This window comes from Pseudodesulfovibrio profundus (assembly GCF_900217235.1).
GTDB classification, from domain to species: Bacteria; Desulfobacterota; Desulfovibrionia; order Desulfovibrionales; family Desulfovibrionaceae; genus Pseudodesulfovibrio; species Pseudodesulfovibrio profundus.
The window spans coordinates 3965947-3985605 of the sequence record NZ_LT907975.1 but is presented as its reverse complement, the minus strand read 5'-3'; the positions used below and the strand labels follow the sequence as shown (position 1 = coordinate 3985605).

12 protein-coding genes are annotated in these 19659 nt (G+C 54.0%); 1 reads left to right on the top strand and 11 read right to left on the bottom strand.

The genetic code is table 11. The annotated features are described in order from the left end of the window. Position 1: 1 nt before the first annotated feature. The 7 genes from DPRO_RS18650 to nifJ form a co-directional block, all read right to left on the bottom strand. Positions 2-628 carry a LutC/YkgG family protein gene (locus tag DPRO_RS18650; RefSeq protein ID WP_097013430.1) on the bottom strand — a complete coding sequence of 209 codons (627 nt, stop codon included), beginning with the start codon at positions 626-628 and terminating at the stop codon, positions 2-4. Positions 629-709: 81 nt separating this feature from the next. Then, a complete protein-coding gene (locus DPRO_RS18645; RefSeq protein WP_097013429.1) occupies positions 710-1918 on the bottom strand; it encodes an acetate kinase in 1209 nt (402 codons plus the stop codon). 108 nt (positions 1919-2026) lie between these two features. Then, entirely contained in the window at positions 2027-4138 is a 2112-nt protein-coding gene (pta, locus tag DPRO_RS18640; protein ID WP_097013428.1) for a phosphate acetyltransferase, read from the bottom strand. Between the two features lie 25 nt (positions 4139-4163). Then, positions 4164-5444: a (Fe-S)-binding protein gene (locus DPRO_RS18635; protein WP_097013427.1), complete on the bottom strand. Its 1281-nt coding sequence runs from the start codon at positions 5442-5444 to the stop codon at positions 4164-4166. A 15-nt stretch (positions 5445-5459) separates the two neighbouring features. After that, positions 5460-6848, bottom strand: coding sequence for an FAD-binding oxidoreductase (locus DPRO_RS18630; protein WP_097013426.1), 1389 nt, complete (start codon positions 6846-6848; stop codon positions 5460-5462). Positions 6849-6949: 101 nt separating this feature from the next. Continuing rightward, complete coding sequence (locus tag DPRO_RS18625) at positions 6950-8617, bottom strand: L-lactate permease (protein WP_097013425.1); 1668 nt, start codon at positions 8615-8617, stop codon at positions 6950-6952. 122 nt (positions 8618-8739) lie between these two features. Further along, positions 8740-12330, bottom strand: a complete 3591-nt coding sequence (gene nifJ / locus DPRO_RS18620) for a pyruvate:ferredoxin (flavodoxin) oxidoreductase (protein ID WP_097013424.1) — start codon at positions 12328-12330, stop codon at positions 8740-8742. A gap of 431 nt (positions 12331-12761) precedes the next feature. Here nifJ and DPRO_RS18615 point away from each other — a divergent pair, with 431 nt between their 5' ends. Further along, a complete protein-coding gene (locus DPRO_RS18615; protein ID WP_097013423.1) occupies positions 12762-13682 on the top strand; it encodes a DMT family transporter in 921 nt (306 codons plus the stop codon). An 82-nt stretch (positions 13683-13764) separates the two neighbouring features. Here DPRO_RS18615 and DPRO_RS18610 read toward each other — a convergent pair whose 3' ends face one another. The 4 genes from DPRO_RS18610 to DPRO_RS18595 all read right to left on the bottom strand — a co-directional run bounded on the left by DPRO_RS18610 (position 13765) and on the right by DPRO_RS18595 (position 19470). Beyond that, positions 13765-14037 (bottom strand): HU family DNA-binding protein, encoded by a 273-nt coding sequence (locus DPRO_RS18610; protein ID WP_097013422.1) that lies wholly within the window; start codon positions 14035-14037, stop codon positions 13765-13767. Positions 14038-14518: 481 nt separating this feature from the next. Continuing rightward, positions 14519-15961, bottom strand: coding sequence for a sigma-54-dependent transcriptional regulator (locus DPRO_RS18605; RefSeq protein WP_097013421.1), 1443 nt, complete (start codon positions 15959-15961; stop codon positions 14519-14521). Between the two features lie 23 nt (positions 15962-15984). Beyond that, positions 15985-18612 carry a hybrid sensor histidine kinase/response regulator gene (locus DPRO_RS18600; RefSeq protein ID WP_097013420.1) on the bottom strand — a complete coding sequence of 876 codons (2628 nt, stop codon included), beginning with the start codon at positions 18610-18612 and terminating at the stop codon, positions 15985-15987. Between the two features lie 93 nt (positions 18613-18705). After that, entirely contained in the window at positions 18706-19470 is a 765-nt protein-coding gene (locus tag DPRO_RS18595; RefSeq protein WP_097013419.1) for a septal ring lytic transglycosylase RlpA family protein, read from the bottom strand. Positions 19471-19659 lie beyond the last annotated feature (189 nt).

Here is a 19659-nt window from a genome sequence, read left to right as displayed (position 1 = left end):
ACTAGTCCTCCAAAAGCAGGATGTGGAGTTCAAGGGGACCGTGAACACCAAGCGCGAGAACGCGTTCAATATCAGCGGTACGGCTTGGGCCGGTGATGTACGCCATATAGTTGGGCGCCTTTTTCATCCGGGTCAGCATCATCTTTTCCACGGCATATGTATTGGCGCGGATTTTTGATTTGGGCAGCATGCAGACATGAAATTCACTGACCATGGTAGCCAGACGAAGCTCTTCACTGGGGCAATCCACCATGAGGGTTCCGGTATCAGCGATACCATACTCAGCGGTGGTGAAACCGATGTCGATGCCAGCCAGGCGATCGCGCATACCGGAATCGATACACTCGAAACCGGCCTTTTCGGCTTTTGTGGCCAGCTTCTTGTAGACATCCTGTTTCAATGCAGGAGCGGCGATGACCTTGGTCTGTTTGAGATCGCAGAGTTCTTCCGCTTTGTCAGACAGATTGTTTTCACAACCGCTTGCCAGCAACTGGCAGGCTTCTTTCTTGTCACAAAGATCGAGTACGTACTGAATCGCCTCTTCTTCGTTTTTGACTTCCGTTACCTGAGCAGAAACGAGTTCCGCCTTTTCAACAAACTTTTCAATCAGTGCTTCCTTGTTAGGCATAGCACCACCTCCGATTGGTATGGACCACAACCCCGCTGCTCACGTGCAGCGGGGAAGCCGCAACAGTCCATGGTGTAAGTATTACTGGTTTAAAACACTTTTGGTTTCACGAGCAATAGCCAGTTCCTCATTGGTCGGAATGACCCAGACTGCCACCGTACTGTCGTCGGTGGAAATCTTCAGAGGCTCCTTGGCGCGCTGATCGTTCACCTTTTCATCTATTTTGACGCCGAAGCATTCAAGGCCGCGCAGGGATTCAAGACGAACGATCTCGTCATTTTCCCCGATACCGGCAGTGAAGACAATGGCATCGATACAACCGAGTACGGCCATGTAGGCACCGATGTACTTGCGGTTGCGGTAGGTCTGCACGTCCAAAGCGATTTTGGCGTGCTTGTCGCCCTTGGCGATAGCCTCGTGGATGTCGCGCATGTCGTTCATGCCGCACAGTCCCTTGAGGCCGGATTCTTTGTTGAGCATGGTATCGATAGCTTCGATATCCATGTTCTTGTTGCGGGCCAGGAAGGTGTGGAGAGCCGGGTCCACATCTCCCGAACGGGTGCCCATGACCAGCCCTTCCAGAGGTGTCATGCCCATGGTGGTGTCGATGGATTTTCCGTTCTGTACAGCGGTCATTGAACCGCCGTTGCCCAGGTGCACGGTGATCATGTTGGTCTCTTCCACGGGCTTGCCGAGTATGGCAGCCATTTCACCGGCAACAAATTTATGTGATGTGCCATGGAATCCATAGCGACGAACACGGTCTTCCTCATACAGCTCATACGGCAGCGCGTACATGAAGGCACGAGCCGGGATGGTCTGATGGAAGGCGGTGTCAAAAACAGCAACCTGCGGAGCATCGGGGAACAGATCCATGGCGACGCGGATACCATCGAGGTTGGCCGGGTTGTGCAACGGAGCCAGCGGGATACACGCCTCAATGGCGGCAATGACCTCATCAGTAATGATGATGGACTTGTGGAACTCTTCACCACCGTGAACAACACGGTGTCCGACAGCGCCGATCTCGCTCTTGTCCTTGAGCACACCCTTTTCAGGGTCGGTGATCAGGTCAATGGCAAGGCGCATACCTGTGGTGTGATCCGGGATAGGCTGGTGCAGCTTGTTGACAACTTCATCGTCGGTGTCAGGATACACCTTGGCTTTCAGGTCGCCCATTTCCTCGCCGATACGTTCAACCAGTCCGCTGACCATGACGGCTTCAGTTTCCGTGTCCAGCAATTGATACTTGATGGATGAACTACCGGAGTTGATGACCAGAACTTTCATTGTGATGCTTCCTCGATTATCGATTCTTTAACTAAATTGTGCGCCCCCAACGGTTCGCACTTCATGAAATTCGATTCGGGCGGTCCCGGAACGGAACCGCCCGATTGATTACTTTTTCTCTGCCTGGGCCTGGATGGCCGTAATGGCAACGGTGTTGACGATATCCGGCACGGTACAACCGCGGGACAGATCGTTCACCGGCTTGTTCAAGCCCTGCAACACGGGGCCGATGGCCACGGCGTTGGCAGCACGCTGAACAGCTTTATAGGTGTTGTTACCGGTGTTCAGATCAGGGAACACGAAGACGGTGGCCTGACCGGCGACATCGGAGTCCGGCATCTTGACTTTGGCAACTTCGGGATCAACGGCTGCATCGTACTGCAACGGCCCTTCCAGCGGGAAGGACAAACCGCGTTCCTTGATGAGTTCCTTGGCAATGCGCGTTGCTTCAGTGACCTTTTCCACATCCTCTCCCTTACCGGAAGAGCCAGTGGAATAACTGAGCATGGCGACCTTGGGATCAACACCAAAGATACCAGCAGTCTCAGCGGCGGAGATGGCGATCTCGGCCAACTGCTGGGCATTGGGGTTGGTGTTGACAGCGCAGTCACCGTAAACCAGCACGCGATCCTTGAGGCACATCAGGAAGACAGAGGAAACGATGGAGCTTCCCGGCTTGGTCTTCACGAACTCGAATGCAGGACGAATGGTCTGGGCCGTGGTTGTCACGGAACCGGAAACCATGCCGTCGGCAAAGCCTTTGTGAACCATCATGGTACCGAAGTAGGTGGTATCAGCCATGCGATCCCAGGCCACATCAGCGATCATGCCCTTGTGCTTGCGCAGTTCGAGGTATTCCTCGGCAAAGGAGTCCAGTAAATCGGACTCGGCAGGATCAATGATCTGGGCGCCGGAGATATCCACACCACACATGGATGCGTTGTTGCGGATTTCGTCTTCACGGCCGAGCAGGATGATGTCTGCCACACCACGACGCATGAGGATGTCGGTAGCACGCAGAATGCGCTCGCCGGTTCCTTCGGGAAGGACGATACGCTGCTTGTCGCGAGAAGCCTTGTCGAACAAGGAGAACTCGAACATCTTCGGCGTTACACGAGTGGAACGCTGTTCGACAACACGATCACGCAGTTCCTGGGAGTTCACATGCTGGGTGAATCCACCAAGGGCACTGGCAATACGCTGATGATCGTTCGCTTCGATACGACCATAGAGTCGATTGAGTTCCTGCACGTTATGGTAGGTGTGTCCCTTGACCGAAAGCACGGGTACCGGAACACCGGTCCAACCTTCGATCAGTTTGTGGACATTGGCTGCGACTTCGAGACCACCGGTCAAAATGATACCGGCGATATCGGGATATGAGCTGGACAGGCGCGAAGCCAGCGCGGAAAGGATGATATCCGAGCGGTCTCCGGGCGTGATGATCAGGCTTCCCTGCTCAATATAGTCAAGGAAGTTACCGACCTGCATGGCAGCAACAACATAGTTGTCGACCAAGGTCTGCAAGCCACTGTGACCATACAGAATATCAGCATCGAGCCAGCGCTTCACATCGCCGATGGTCGGTTTGCCGAGCACTTCGTTTTCCGGGATGACATACACCGGCAGATCTTTTTGATCGACCTTGCACTGGATGTGACGGCACAGGTCGTCAGTCATTCCCTCGGGTGCGCGGTTGACGATGCAGGCAACAAAATCGACACCCTTTTCGGACATGGTGTCCAGAGTTGAACGGGTGATGTTCACCACCTCGTCCGGGGTCTTGTTGCGGCCGGATGCCACGACGAGCATCGGTGCACCGATATTGGCGGCGATATCAGCATTGAGGTCGAACTCGAATGCCGGATCCTTCCCTTTGAAGTCGGTCCCTTCGCAGAGTACGAAATCGTACTTCTCTTCCAGTTCCTTGTACTTCTTCAGGATGTTCTCGAGGACCAGCGCATGCTGACCGGCATTGATCAGCTCACGCGCTTCTTCAAGAGTGTAGGCGTAGGTGTCGCGATACGGAATGGACAGTTTGTAGTGTCCGATGAGGAGCGCAATATCGTGGTCCTCTTTCCCTTCCCCGGGATTGTTGATGATGGGCCGGAAGATGGCGACATTGTCGATTTCACGCAGGAGCATCTGCATGACGCCGAGAATGACGGCGGATTTGCCGCTTCGCTCTTCGGTCGCGCTCACATACAGGCTTTTGGACATGGTCAGATTCCCTTGTTCCCTTTTGTTATAGCGATTCCGCGTACAGTTCGACGACGTGTTTAACGTCCATCTTTGCTCCCTTCTGAGAGAGCATGTCGGTCATCTGCAGCATGCAGGCCGGACAACTGGTTGACGCGGTTTGGACCTTAGCATTGATTATATTGTCAGCCTTGCGGCTACCAATCTTCTTGGACATCTCGTAGTGAGCGACGTTGAAGCTACCACCGCAGCCGCAACAGGTTCCAGCTTCCATCATCTCCGTGTAGTCGCAACCGGCAGCCTTGATGATATCACGAGGCTGGGCAGTAATGCCGAGGGAGTTCTTGAGGTGACAGGGATCGTGATAGGTCACAGTCCTGCCGCCGGAAACCTCTTTGGGCTCCACTTTCAGCACGTCCACGAGGAACTGGCTGATGTCGAGAGTTTTCTTTTCCAATTGTTGTATATCATATTTTGTCGCCGATGCGCCACGATACATTGCAGGCCACAATTCCTTGATGGTGGACGTGCAGGAAGCGCAACCGGTGATGATGTAATCGAAGTCGCCTTCGCGGAAGAGTTTGACGTTCTGTTCAATCAGATTGTCAAAGGTATCCGCATCACCGCTGGACAGTACCGGAATACCACAGCATGCCTGTCCTTCAGGCAGGTAAACACCCACGCCGTGGTGATTGAGCACCTTGAGCATGGCTTCACCGACCTGCGGGAAGATCTTGTCAATGGCACAACCGACGTAAAAGGCCACACGGATGCCGGACTTTCCAGCCGGAGTATCCATGCTGGGCACGGTCTTGTGGAACGGCTTGGAAGCCAGGGTGTTGAAGTGTCGATCCCCGATGACCGGTGCGTTGAAGCGGGCACAGGAGGAACCGAGCATGTCATCCACCTTCTTGGTGAAGATACCCTGGAACTTGGCGCCCATGTTGGTCAGCGTGTTGAACAGCTTGGGGTTTTTCAGCATGCCGCGGAAGATAGCCTTCTTGACCGGAGGCAGACCGAAGTAACCGGTCATGATCGCACGGGCCTTCAGGAAAATGTCCATAACGGACACACCGGACGGACAGTTGGACTGACAGGTGCCGCAAAGCAGGCACTTGTTCAGCTTCTCGTTAACGCCTTCCGGATCTTCCAGCATCTGGCTGGCCAGACCGTCCAGCAGAGCGAGCTTACCGCGAGTAACGTCAGCTTCTCTACCGGTCTGGGCAAAAATGGGACAAACAGCCTGGCACATACCGCAGCGCATGCAGTTGACCAGTTGGTCGTCCAACTCCTTGAACATCTGAGCAAGTTTATTGATATCGGCCATGTTGAACCTCGTTATCTAGTTCTTGAAGCCGATGATCTTGCCGGGATTCAAAATACCCTTGGGATCAAGAACGGATTTCATACGGTGTGCATATTCCAGGGTAGCGCGGGAAGTCTCGATTTCCATGTACTTGGACTTGGCAAGACCGATGCCGTGTTCGCCGGACAGGGTGCCGCCGAGGGCAAGAGCGCGGTCGAAGATCATATCGATACCCTTTTCAACACGTTCCCACTCGTTCTTGTCACGCTTGTCGGTGAGGATGGTGGGATGCAGGTTACCGTCGCCAGCGTGACCAAAGGTACCGATGGTCAGGTCGAGCTTCTGGGAGATTTCTTCCAGAGCAGCGATCATGGCAGGTATTTTGGAGCGAGGCACGGTGGCGTCTTCAAGCACGCAGGTGGGCTTGAGCTTGGCCAGTGCGGGCAGTGCGTCGCGGCGAGCCTGCCAAACGGCATCACGCTCGGCAGCGTCCTTGGCGACCTTCAGTTCAGTCGCGCCGTTTTCCTTACAGATCTTTTCAACCATGGCGGCTTCGTCTTCGACCTGTGCGGGGTGACCATCGACTTCGATCAGCAGCAGTGCTGCGGCATCGGTGGGCAGTCCGGCCTTACGGAAATTTTCAACGGTGTTGATGGTGAAGTTATCCATCATCTCCAGGGTTGCCGGAACAATCTTGTTGGCAATGATAGCGGCAACGGTTTCGGATGCAGCCTTCATGGAGGGGAAAATCGCCATCATGGACTTGGCAGCCTGTGCCGGGGGAACGAGCTTCAGGATCACTTTGTCAAATACGCCCAGGGTACCTTCGGAGGCAACCATCAGACCGGCCAGATTGTAACCGGTAACGCATTTGACAGTGCGGGAACCGGACTTGACCAGTTCGCCGTTAACGTCCCAGAAGTCGATGCCCATGACGTAATCTTTGGTGACGCCGTACTTGAGGCCGCGGAGACCACCAGCGTTTTCAGCCACGTTACCACCGATGGTGGAAACAGTCTGGCTGCCCGGATCCGGGGGATAGAAAAGGCCGCGCTTGGCGACTTCGGCAGCGAACTGAGAGGTAACAACACCCGGCTCGACGACTGCGTACATGTCTTCTTCGTTGATTTCGAGAATACGATTCAGGCCATTGGTCAGAATGACAACGCCACCAGGATGCGGAATGGTTCCACCGGACAGGTTGGTACCGGCACCACGAACAGTAAGAGGCAGGCCGTTGTCGTTACAGAGCTTGACTGCTTTGCCGAGAGCTTCGCTGGTTTCCGGACGGACAACCAGTGCAGGCATGACGGAATCAAGCACAGCAGCATCATAGGAATAGGCGTGACGGTCGGTCTCGCTGGTCATGACATTTTCCGCACCGACGGCGGCCTCAAAATCCTTGATGAGCTTTTCAGCACCCATTTCGTATCTCCTTGAAAATATATCGTAGTTTTTGAAATGGGAGGGGAGAACCAGTCTCCCCTCCCTTATTAGTTACGTTGCGGACGTAAAGGTTAAAGCAATTACTTAAGAACCAATCCCATGCCTGCACCAGTCAGAACGACACCCAGGATGCCGGCCATGACCAGGTAGTAGGTCAGAGGAATCAGAGTCTTACGGATGATTTCACCTTCACGGTCCATCAGGCCGACAACAGCAGCTGCTGCGACGACGTTGTGAACAGTGATCATGTTACCTGCGGCGCCACCGACAGCCTGGAGGGCGACGATGATGGCCTGAGGCACATCGATCTGGGAAGCAACACCGAACTGGAACAGGGAGAACATCATGTTGGACACGGTGTTCGAGCCTGCAATAAAGGCACCCATGGCACCGATGACGGCAGCAAAGCCGGTCCAGGCGGAGCCAGCAAGACCGGCAACACCGTTAGCCAGTTCCAAAGGCATGGAAGCAAGGCCGGAAGCGTTGGTACCGGAGTTGATGAATACGCGAACCATCGGAATGGCAAAGCCAAGTGCGAAGGAAGCCTGAAGAGTGGTCTTACCTGCCTTGCCAGCAGCGTCCTTCAGAGCGCTGAAGTCCATGCGCTGGATGAAGAAGGCGCAGATGACAGCGCACAGGAAGATGAAGCCAGGAACGTACAAGGGCTTGATGGAGTATCCAATACCGGTACCGAACAGGTCAGTGATGGGGATGGAAACGGACGTCAGAGCACCCTTGATGAAGTCGACCTTACGGGACAGAACGAGGAACAGACCAACCAGGACGTAAGGAGACCATGCCTTCATGAGGGTCATGTGCTCAGGAGCCTTGGCGAACTTGGGTTCCCAGGTACCCATCCAGTGCTTGGGCCAGTTTTCACGGGCATCGAAATCCCAAGTGGTCTTGGGAGTAAGGAAGTTGTTCTTGGCAGCGGTAACAACCAGAGCCAGACCAACGAGACCACCGATCAGGGACGGGAACTCGGGTCCGAGGAACTTGGCGACCAGGTAGTAAGGAACAGTGAAAGCCAAACCGGCGAAAATACCGAAAGGCAGAGCTTCCAGACCCTTGGCAACGGACTTTTCCTTGCCGAAGAAGCGGGTCAGGATAACGGCCAGGAAGGTCGGGATCATGATACCGATCAGGCCGTGGAACAGAGCGGCGTTGGCGCCGATCTCGTAAATGTAGTCCATGAAGGCGATGCCGTTCTTGCCCAGAACGTCGTGGACGATCGGGTTATCAAGACCGGTTTTAACGCCGAGCAGAACCGGAGTACCAACAGCGCCGAAGGTAACCGGAGTGGACTGAATGATCAGAGCGGTGGTAACCGCGGCCATTGCCGGGAAACCGAGAGCCATGAGCAGCGGAGCACAAACAGCTGCGGGAGTACCGAAGCCGGCTGCGCCCTCAATGAATGCACCGAAGCACCATGCGATGATCATGGCCTGAATACGACGGTCAGGAGTAATATCCATGAAACCGGCGCGAATAGCCGCAATAGCACCACTATTGGTGAGCGTGTTGAGCATCAACAGCGCACCAAAGACAATCCACAAGATCGCTAACGCGATCGCAACACCCTGAATAATGGATGCGGCGATGACCGTACCGGCCACCTGCCAAACGAAAAAGGCCAGCAGTGTTACCACTACCAGTGCCAGCGGCATCGCTTTTTTAGCGGGCCAGCGTAGAATTACCAGGAAAAAGAACACCGTAAGAATCGGTGCCAGTGCCATTAAAGTGTACATCGTACCCTTCCTCCTTGTCGTGAAGACCCCCAGGTCTTCACCTGTGTTGAACCAAAAGGTGCGGGATGGGGTCAGGCCCGTAGGCCTCCGCAAATGCCCCATCCCGCACGAACATCTATAGTCTATCTGCCGTCGTCACACGGTTCACCGGAACCGGGGCTTTCGGTGGACACACCAACTTCGCAGGTTCCTGCAGCATCGGCTTCAGGCTTGCTGAAATCAGCGTCAGCCAGATGCGTAAGGATTGCGTAACGGTCGGCGTAGTCTTTCTCAATGCGCTCACGGAATGCCTTGGACAGTTCCGGGTGGAAGCGTTCCAGCATTGCGTAACGGTTTTCACCGGAGAGGAATTCCTGGAGGGAGCCGTCCGGGGCCTTGGATTCGAGCTGGAAGGGATTCTTGCCTTCTTCAGCCAGCAGCGGGTTGTAGCGATACAGCGGCCAGTAGCCGGAATCAACAGCAAGCTTCTGCTCGATCTGGGTCTTGCCCATGCCCTTCTTGATGCCCTGGTTGATGCACGGTGCGTAGCAGATGATGAGGGACGGTCCGGGGTAAGCTTCAGCTTCCTTGAACGCCTTCATGGTCTGCTGCTTGTCCGCGCCCATGGCGATGGAGGCAACGTAGACATAACCGTAGGTCATTGCCATGCGGCCGAGGTCCTTCTTGCCGGTGCCCTTACCTGCGGCGGCAAACTTGGCGATGGAGCCAAGCGGAGTCGCCTTGGAGGACTGACCACCGGTGTTGGAGTAGACTTCGGTATCCATGACGAGGATGTTGACGTCCTTGCCGGAAGCAATGACGTGATCCAGACCACCGAAACCGATGTCGTAGGCCCAACCGTCACCACCGAAGATCCAGACGGACTTCTTGGTGAAGAGGTCTTCGTCTGCAGCGATTTCTTTCAGTGCTGCGTCGCCGGTGCCCTTGAGGGCTGCTTTCAGTGCCTTGCCGGCTTCAGCGGAAGCTTCGGCATCGTCCTTGGCTGCGAGCCAGTTTTCGATGGCGGTCTTGGTCTCGCCGGAAGCGGACTCGAGAGCTGCTTCGCACTTGCTGACCAGAATTTCGCGGCGGCGGTTTACACCCATCTCGATACCGAAACCGAACTCGGCGGCATCTTCGAACAGGGAGTTACCCCAAGCCGGACCATGACCTTCTGCATTGACTGCGTAAGGGGTGGACGGAGCGGATGCACCCCAGATGGAGGAGCAACCGGTGGCGTTGGCGATGATCATGCGTTCGCCGAAGAGCTGAGTCAGCACCTTGACGTACGGGGTTTCACCACAACCGGAACAGGCGCCGGAGAATTCCATCAGGGACTGACGGAACTGGGAGCCCTTCACGGTGTCGCGCTTGAAAGCGTCCTTGAAGGATACGGTTTCAGCGAAGTCCCAGTTGGGAACCTGCTCTTCGAGCTGGGTGGCAATGGGCTTCATGACCAGAGCCTTTTCCTTGGCCGGGCAGATATCGGCGCAGTTTCCGCAACCCAGACAATCCTGAGAGGCGACCTGGAGGCGGTACTGCATGCCTTTCACGTCCTTGCCCTTGGCATCAATGGTGCCGAAGGTGGACGGAGCGTTTTTCATTTCATCGTCGGATGCGATGACCGGACGCAGTGCGGAGTGCGGGCAAACGAATGCACACTGGTTACACTGGATGCAGTTATCAGCGATCCACTCGGGGACGTTGATGGCAACGCCGCGCTTTTCCCACTTGGAAGTGGACAGAGGCATGGTGCCGTCTTTGGAGAAGGCAGAAACCGGAAGGTCATCGCCCTTCTGAGCCAGAACCGGACGCATGACGTCCTTGACGTATGCAGGTGCATCGTCGGTGGAAACGGCTTCATCGGAGAGCTCAGCCCAGGATGCGGGTACTTCGATCTCGACGATGGCGTCGGTTGCTTTGTCAACGGCAGCGTTGTTCATCTCAACGATCTTCGGTCCCTTCTTGCCGTAGGCGGCTTCGATGCCGTCCTTGAGCAGCTTGACGGCTTCATCGAACGGGATGACGTCGGCGAGCTTGAAGAAGGCGGTCTGCATGACCATGTTGATGCGACCACCAAGTCCGACTTCGCCAGCGATCTTAACAGCGTCGACGGTGTAGAACTTGAGGTTTTTCTGAGCAATGACGCGGCGCATGGAAGCGGGAAGCTTCTTGTCCATTTCATCAGCGGTCCAGGCACAGTTCAGTACGAAGGTGCCGCCTTCCTTGATGCCGTCGAGAACGTCATACAGGTTCACATAGCTGGGGTTGTGGCAGGCGATGTAGTCGGCTGCGGTGACCAGATAGGTGGACTGGATGGGTTTCTCGCCGAAACGCAGGTGAGAAATGGTGATACCGCCGGACTTCTTGGAATCGTAGGAGAAGTAGCCCTGAGCGTACATGTCGGTGTTATCACCGATGATCTTGATCGCCTGCTTGTTAGCTCCGACGGTGCCGTCAGAGCCGAGGCCCCAGAACTTGCACTGCACAGTGCCTTCCGGGGTAGTATCCAGGGCCTCGGTCGTGACAAGGGAGGCGTTGGTGACATCGTCCTCGATACCCACGGTGAAGCGGGTGCGAGTGGCGGACTCGGCCAGGTTGTCGAAGACAGCCTTGACCATGGCCGGGGTGAACTCCTTGGAGCCCAGACCGTAACGGCCAGCCACCACTTCGGGGCCTTCCCCCTGCTCCTTGAAGACGGTGCAGACGTCGAGGTACAGCGGATCGCCCAGGGAACCGGGCTCCTTGGTACGGTCGAGCACTGCGATCTTCTTGCAGGATGCGGGAAGGACGGACAGGAAATGCTTGGCAGAGAAAGGACGGTACAGACGGACTTTGATGAGACCGACTTTTTCGCCCTTGGCATTGAGGTGGTTAACCACTTCTTCAATGGCTTCACAGCCGGAGCCCATGGCGATGACGACGTTTTCTGCATCTTCTGCACCGACGTAATCGAAAGGCTTGTAGCTGCGGCCGGTGAGAGCGGACACTTTGTCCATGTACATCTCAACGATGTCAGGAATGGCGTCGTACTCGGCGTTGGTGGCTTCACGGCCCTGGAAGTAGATATCCGGGTTCTGAGCAGTACCACGAACGTCCGGGTGTTCCGGGTTCATGGAGCGTGCACGGAATTCAGCAACCTTGTCCATGTTCAGAAGCGGCTTCATGTCAGCGTAATCGATGACTTCGATTTTCTGAATTTCGTGAGAGGTGCGGAAACCGTCGAAGAAGGACAGGAACGGAATGGAGCTTTCAACAGTTGCCAGGTGAGCAACCAGGGAAAGGTCCATGACTTCCTGAACGGATGCAGCTGCGATCATGGCGAAACCGGTCTGACGGCAAGCCATGACATCCTGGTGGTCGCCAAAAATAGAGAGGGCGTGAGCGGCAATGGCGCGGGCGGAAACATGGAAGACACACGGGAGAAGCTCACCGGCGATCTTGTACATGTTCGGGATCATCAGGAGCAAACCCTGGGAAGCGGTGAAGGTAGTGGTCAGTGCGCCACCGGCCAGAGAGCCGTGAACCGCACCGGCAGCGCCGGCTTCACTCTGAAGCTGACGGACCTCGACGGTCTGCCCAAAAATATTCTTGCGGCCCTGAGCGGCCCACTCGTCAGCGATTTCGCCCATGGTGGACGACGGGGTGATGGGGTAGATGGCTGCGGTCTCACTCATTGCATAGGAAACCCATGCTGCAGCGGTGTTACCGTCCATCGTTTTCATCTTTGCCATGTTACTTGTACTCCTTGAGGTGTTTTTTCCATTTGTCGAATCCGCATCCATGAGACACAGACTAATCGAAGCAACGTGCGCACTTTCATAACAACAATTGTGCCAAACACGAACAAACAGAAAAAGTTAATAAAAAACAATTAAATAGCCGTCAAACACTAATTTAGACAGCAGGCCAGTATTCTCTATATTGTCTGAAAAAAAAGACGAGGCACCATTATAATATGTAATAGACCAACTCAAATAGAAGATGTCAGTACTGTTTGATGGGCATACCGGGTGTTTAGACTCGCTTTTAAGGCATGTCTGAAAAATCGGACAGCTCCGGCAATCCGGATAACCATATAAATACCCTACCCACCTATCAGTAATTATAACTACATGATATCATAGCTCTTGCCACTTTACCGGTTCCCTTCTAGAGTCGGCGAATGTCAAACACTCACAAAACCGGATACGCGTGCGCCCTGCTTGCTACACTCATTTGGTCCGGCAACTTCATCATAGCCAGAGGTCTGGGCGACCAGATATCGCCCTTCACCCTCGCAGCGCTTCGCTGGGGGACGGCAACACTGATCCTGCTCCCCTTTGCGGGCAAAGCGCTCTGGAATGAACGAGCAACACTGAAAAAGCATCTGCCTCACCTGCTGATTTCAGCCCTGATCGGCGTCACGACATTCAACACGCTGATCTACATTGCCGCTCATACCACCAACACGCTCAACCTCTCACTCATCGCCACAGCAACTCCGGCGTTTGTGGTGCTACTCTCCCGAGTGATGTTGGGAGAGGCTATCACAGTCAACAAGTTGATAGGACTCCTGGCCGCAGTTTTTGGCATCGTCACATTGGTAACTCGTGGGAACTACCAGGTTCTCCTGGATCTTTCCTTTCATCAAGGTGACATATGGATGCTGCTGGCCGCCCTGCTGTGGGCCATGTATTCCATCCATCTCAAACGGCGCCCCGACACCATTTCGCAAAAAGCCTACCTCGGGTTCACCTTTCTGGCAGGAGTGCTGCCACTCATCCCCGCAGCCATTGGCGAGCAGATGGTCAATTCTTCGTTCCCCCTGTCTCTGACAGCCATGGGTGCTGTTCTCTATATCGGCATCGGCGCATCGCTCATATCCTACATATTATGGGCAAAAGCCATGAAAACAATCGGTCCAACCCGTGCATCATTCGTCTATTACTCTCTACCGGCCTTTTGCGGTATCGAAGCGTATCTGATTTTGAATGAACCCATCACCTGGGCCCACGCAGTGGGTTTTGTTCTGATCCTCGGCGGTATACTCATCGCGACACATCCTCGATTTGCACCAGCCAAGGCATCCGTACACAATTCGTAAACACCGCCACTTTTGACAGGATATAATAAAGCCCCCTGCTGCATAGCAGCAGGGGGCTTTATTAACACCTTAAATAGCAGAGCTACTTGACGGCTTCTTTCAGAACCTTGCCGGGCTTGAACTGGGCAACCTTGGTGGCCGGGATTTTGATCTCGTCGCCAGTGCGGGGGTTGCGGCCGGTGCGGGCCTTGCGCTCAGACACGCTGAAGGTGCCGAAACCGGTGAGGGTCAGCTTGTTGCCAGCGGCCAGTTCGTCGGTGATGATATCGAGGATAGCATTCATGGACGCTTCGGCCTGTGCTTTGGAAGTGCCGTTCTTTTCGGCGATCTTGGCAACGAGTTCTGCTTTAGTCATCTGTCACTCCTACTTTTATAAAATTGGTTTCAAAGTAATTGAACGCGAAAGTATTCAATTCCCTTACACGCTTGGCCCATTGAGGGGAAGCCCAAAAATGCCACCTGCAACAAAAAAACGAATATTTATTGCAACAAATGACAACGGTTCGCACCTTTTAGCGCTTCTACCAAGCAAACTGGTAAACATTGTTGTTTGCGCCAGTAATCCTCACAACGTTACTAACGAGATTACCAATCGGACCCTTACACCATAACGGCAGTGCGAATCAACTGGAATAGAGGAAAACGTGATACCGCCACGCAAACGAAAGGGGCGCTTACATTATAAAACACATGGAAGGCAACAAAGAATTTCACCCAAGTTCAATGTGTTATACACTTCACAATCTCACAATCTCTAAAAAAAGATATGAAAGCAGCATGTTAACAGGAAAATAGCCATTTCTTACCCGATCCGGGAAACTCGGCTCTCCCCTTTTCTAAAGCGAAAGTCCGTACTTCTTCAGCAGTGAATAGAAGTGCGAACGAGACAGTTTCGATGCCTTGAGAATCTTAGGCAGATCGCCTCCGCACTGGCGGATCAATTCACCAAGATACACTTTTTCGGCAATGGATTTGAACTCACGCAGCGTGGGCAATTCCTGATCGAAAATATCCTCAAAAATCTCCTGTCCAATCTTACTGACACCGGAGCTGACAAGGGCTGCCTCATCCTGTTCAAGAGCAGCATCTCCCGTCATCTTTGCTATTTGAGATTTGACAACCTGAATGCGAAGCGTTCGCGGCAAATGCATGGAATACAGGGTTTTCTCATCTGCCGAAGCAATAACGGCCCGTTCGAGGATATTGAACAGCTCGCGCACGTTCCCCGGCCACGAATAACTCTCAAGGGTCGTGAAGAAATCCGAGCCGTACGCTTTCTCAGGAATACCGTAGTAGTCGCACAGTCGTTTGACTCGATACTGAGCAAGGGGGCGGATATCCTCTGGCCGTTGCGAAAGCGGAGGCAGGTGGATTCGCATGGTCTTGATACGGAACAACAGGTCAGAGCGGAATTCCCCCTTCTCCACCATCTCATCAAGATCGCGGTTGGTGGCGGCAATCAGCCGGAAATTACTTGTCTGCTCTCGCGTGTCACCGACAGGACGGAAGGTTCGCTCCTGCAAGACGCGCAAAAAAGCCTTTTGAATCGAGAGCGGCATTTCGCCAACTTCATCAAGAAACAAGGTGCCGCCGTCAGCCAGTTTAACCAGTCCGATACGATCATCCTGTGCACCGGTAAACGCGCCCTTTCTGTGGCCGAATAGTGTCGACTCAACCAGCGATTCCGTCAGTCCGGCACAATCGACGACCACGAACTGACCGTTTCGCCTGTTGGAGTTGGCATGAATGGTGGACGCGAACAGTTCCTTGCCTGTCCCGGTGTGTCCGGTAATCAGGACATTGGTGTCTGAACGGGCCGCCTGCCCCATCAGACCGAAGCTGACCTTGATCGACGGACTGGCGCCGACGACATTGGTCAGATCAAGCCCTTCACCCTCTATCTTGCCGACCTTTTCCTCATGGTATTTGAGAGCACGGCCCAGCGTCAGTGAAATTTCGCGTACGCTGGAGGGTTTGAGCAGGTAATCCCAGGCACCGCCTTCGATGGCAAGTTCTGCGCCATCTGGATCGCCTTTACCTGTCAGAATGATTACTTCCGGCGGTTGAGGCAGCGCCATCAAATCCGGCAGTATGTCCAGACTGTTTCCATCAGGCAAACGAACGTCAAGAAAGACCACGTCGTAGGTTTTGGCTCGAACCATGCGCAGCCCTTCATCCAGGGAGTGAGCAGCGTCACAGGAGTGCGTCAGCCTTGTAATCAGGCTCTCCATGGTTTCGCAAACTTCAAAATCGTCATCTATTACCAATATTTTAGCCACGACTATCCTCGTTGAGCTTTTTTTTATTCGTCTATTACGCCGCTTATCGCCGCGGACAACGTGTCTTTGTCGTACGGTTTGATAATGACGGCTTTTATATTTGGCAACCGGGCGGCTGCCGCAGACGCATCCTCTCGACCGGAAACGAGTATCACCGGGAGGTTGGGCGTCAATTCAATCAATTGTGAGGCAAACTGCGTCCCGCTCATGCCGGGCATGTCATAATCGGTAATGACCAGATCAAACAGGTGGGACATCCCCTTCACCTTGACCAAAGCGTCTTCCGGGGCTCCTATTGCCGTGACCTCATAGCCCATTGTTTCGAGTAATCTGGGCGTAGTGGCCAGTTGGTCATAATCGTCTTCGATAAACAGTATATGTGCCCATCGGCGCGCTTTCGCCGCAGCCCCGTCGACACCGACGATCACTTCTTTTTCTGCCTTGGGCAGATATATCTCAAAAACAGTGCCGCCTTCGGGAGGAGAAAGTACCTGTAGCCCACCGCGATGACTTCGGATGATTCCATGAACGACAGAAAGGCCCAAACCGGTTCCTTCAGTCTTGTCCTTGGTGGTAAAAAACGGATCAAAAATCTTGTCCATGATTTCGGGCGGAATACCGGGACCATCATCCTGAATGGCCATAAGGACATATTCGCCCGGTTCCAGGCTCAGAATACGAGCCTGTTCCTCATCAAGCAGCACTGTATCCACATGTGCTTCTATCGCGCCACCTTCCTGTCGCAAGGCATGAAAGGCATTGGTGCACAGGTTCATCGCCACCTGATGCAACTGAGTGGGATCGGCGTGAACCATGGGCAGGTTGGATCGGATGGATGACCTGACCTGGATATTCCCGGGCATGGATGCCTCCATCAATCCCAGGACCTCCGAGACGACGGACCCCACATCCGTTGGACGGAACCCTTCGGTGGAAGGACGGCTGAAGGCCAGAATCTGTTTAACCACCCGGCCCCCACGTCGAGCCGCCTTCAGAACACGCAGCAGATCCTTGCTCGTGACGGAATCCGGCTCGATGTCAGAAATAGCCAACTCGGTCGAATTGATGATCGACGTCAGGATATTGTTGAAATCATGGGCAATACCGCCAGCAAGCGTACCGATGGCTTCCATCTTTTGGGATTGCAGCAACTGCTTTTCCAGGTCCTGTTCCTTGGTGATATTCTCCGCGGTACTGAGCACACCAACGATATTCCCGGCCTGATCACGAATTGGAACCTTGTTGATCTCAAGCCAGGCCTGATTTCCTTCTGCATCGGTCAGGTTGCGGCGCACTTTTCTAAACGCCTGCTGCTTGGTGATGACCTGCATATCGGCGCGGGTGGCCCATGCAACATGGGTCGGGTCCCGCATCACTTCATTTGAAGAGAGACTGACTACAGAATCGCCGTGCTCAAACCCGAAGAATTCGGCAAACGCCTGGTTCGTTCCGAGGTATCGCCCCTCCCTGTCCTTCCATGAGACAAGGAGCGGCACCGCATCCATAAGCGTTTCCTGAAATGCCAGCTGGTCAAGAATCTTGCGCTCAACCTTTCGCCGTTCCAGCATGGTGATAACCAGGAAGAACAAGACGACCAGAACGATGAGGAAACCGATGACCATCGTCCACAGCAACTGCTTGGGCAATTCATAAAACGGACTGGGTGCATTGATGATACGGCTGTTCTTCGGTAACAATTCCTGACTGATATTCAACCGCCACAGGGCGTGATAATCGAACGCGTACTCACCGGTGGGTTCGCGAAGGACCGGAATGGCGGTAGCCTCTTCACCTCTGAGAATGCGAAGGGACATGGACGCCGCCTTCTGACCATGCCTGAACCCGGAGAGCATATGTCCGCCGACAGCACCATGCCCGAGCAGGAACTCCCATGCAGTATAAATCGGAAGCGTGGACTCCTTATAGATGGCCTGCATGGTTTCTTCGGCAGTATAGAACTGCCCCTTGATGCTGTGGTAGAACGGGATGAAGAAAAGAAATGAATCCGACGACAATGTCTCCAGCTTATCCAGCACCTGTTCCAAAGTCATATCAGTCCAGTATTCGACATCCAACCTGTCTGCATACTGAGGCATGACCGCTTCAATCTGCGCCCGGATGGTCACGCCGGCAGTGGATTTATCGCCCACCACGACCATGCGTTTCTTATTCGGATGAATTTTCAGGGCGACATCAAGGGTCAACTGGAGATCGAAATTTTCCTCCACGCCCGTGACATTGTCCTGAAGCATGGTCGCATTGAAATCGTTGACACCGCAAAAAACCAACGGCACTCCCGGGAACAACTCCTCCCGATTCTCCGTGGCAAAACGATAGGCATCGTTGTCTGAAACCATGACGACATCAAAATTCTCGTTCAGGAACTTCTCGCGGTATAGCCGCAGCAGCATGGCGGACACATCGTCGTAGCTGAACCGCTTGACGTCCATGTACTCTACCTGAAGATTTATCTTGTAATCACTTTCGTCGAGGACTGAACGCACGCCTTCGAGGATTGCATCCGACCACTCATACCCGTGATGATACGAATTGAGGTACAATATGTTTTTTTTCTCTTTCTCTGCCGCCGCAGCACACGGGACCACAAACAAGAGCATGAGGATAATTGTCGAATAATAGAATTTGCGCATAGTAGTTCAATCCATCGTTAACTGGTAACGAGGGCAGGGTACGTTATTTTTCCACCGGATAAAAGGCGGCTTTGCCAGAGTCGGCACAGAGGGTCAACTGGTGATGTAGCACGTGGGGAAATCGGACAAGAGCCGCCGCCGGACGCGTTCCGCCTTGTTTCGATCCGAGAAACTCCCGGCCTGTACGACATGGAGGGTCTGTCCGTTTCGCCGGACGGTATTGATAACAGCGTCCTTGTAGCCAATGGAGACCAGGCGGTGATACGTCCTCACCGCATTGTTCTTGTCGGCAAAGGCTCCGACGCGAACATGAAAATATTGGGGAGAAGTTGCTGCCTTGACGGTTGTGGTTCGCGCCGCCGGGATGGTCCCGATGGCCGTTACACGAACTTTCGCCACACCGCGCTGGACGGTATCCAGCTTTTGCGCGGCACCATACGACAGATCAATGATCCGTTCCCCCACAAACGGCCCGCGATCGTTGATAACCAGCACGACGCTTCGCCTGTTCTCAAGGTTGGTCACCCGGACCTGTGTGCCAAGAGGCAGTGTCTTGTGCGCAGCGGACACACCGTACATGTTGTAGATACGGCCATTGGCTGTTTTTTTCCCGTGAAAATCTTTTCCGTACCATGACGCGATACCGACCTCATCATACCCTTCTGCTGATTTGAGCGGATAGTATGTGCGCCCGAACACGGTGTAGGGATTGGTTTTTGGGTCGAAACTGCCGGGAGCCTGCGAGGGCGTCTTTGACGGTGGCGTGGAGTACACACGTTTCGGGAATGGATTGACAGACGCGCAGCCCGTCATGGCTAACACCGTGACTATGGCAAACAGAGCTATGAGGTAACGCATCCAACCTCCAACCCCACTTTGAATGCGGGGAAAAACGTGTTCTTGAGATTGTCTAGAACAATATGCGAAAGTGTCAATAATGGCAATATGACTCGATTTGAAGATAAATCTCGATTGAAGACGCCCCATCGTCCAATACTATATATAAAGAACAACCTGAGTTCGTTGAACAAAAACAAGCCGACAACA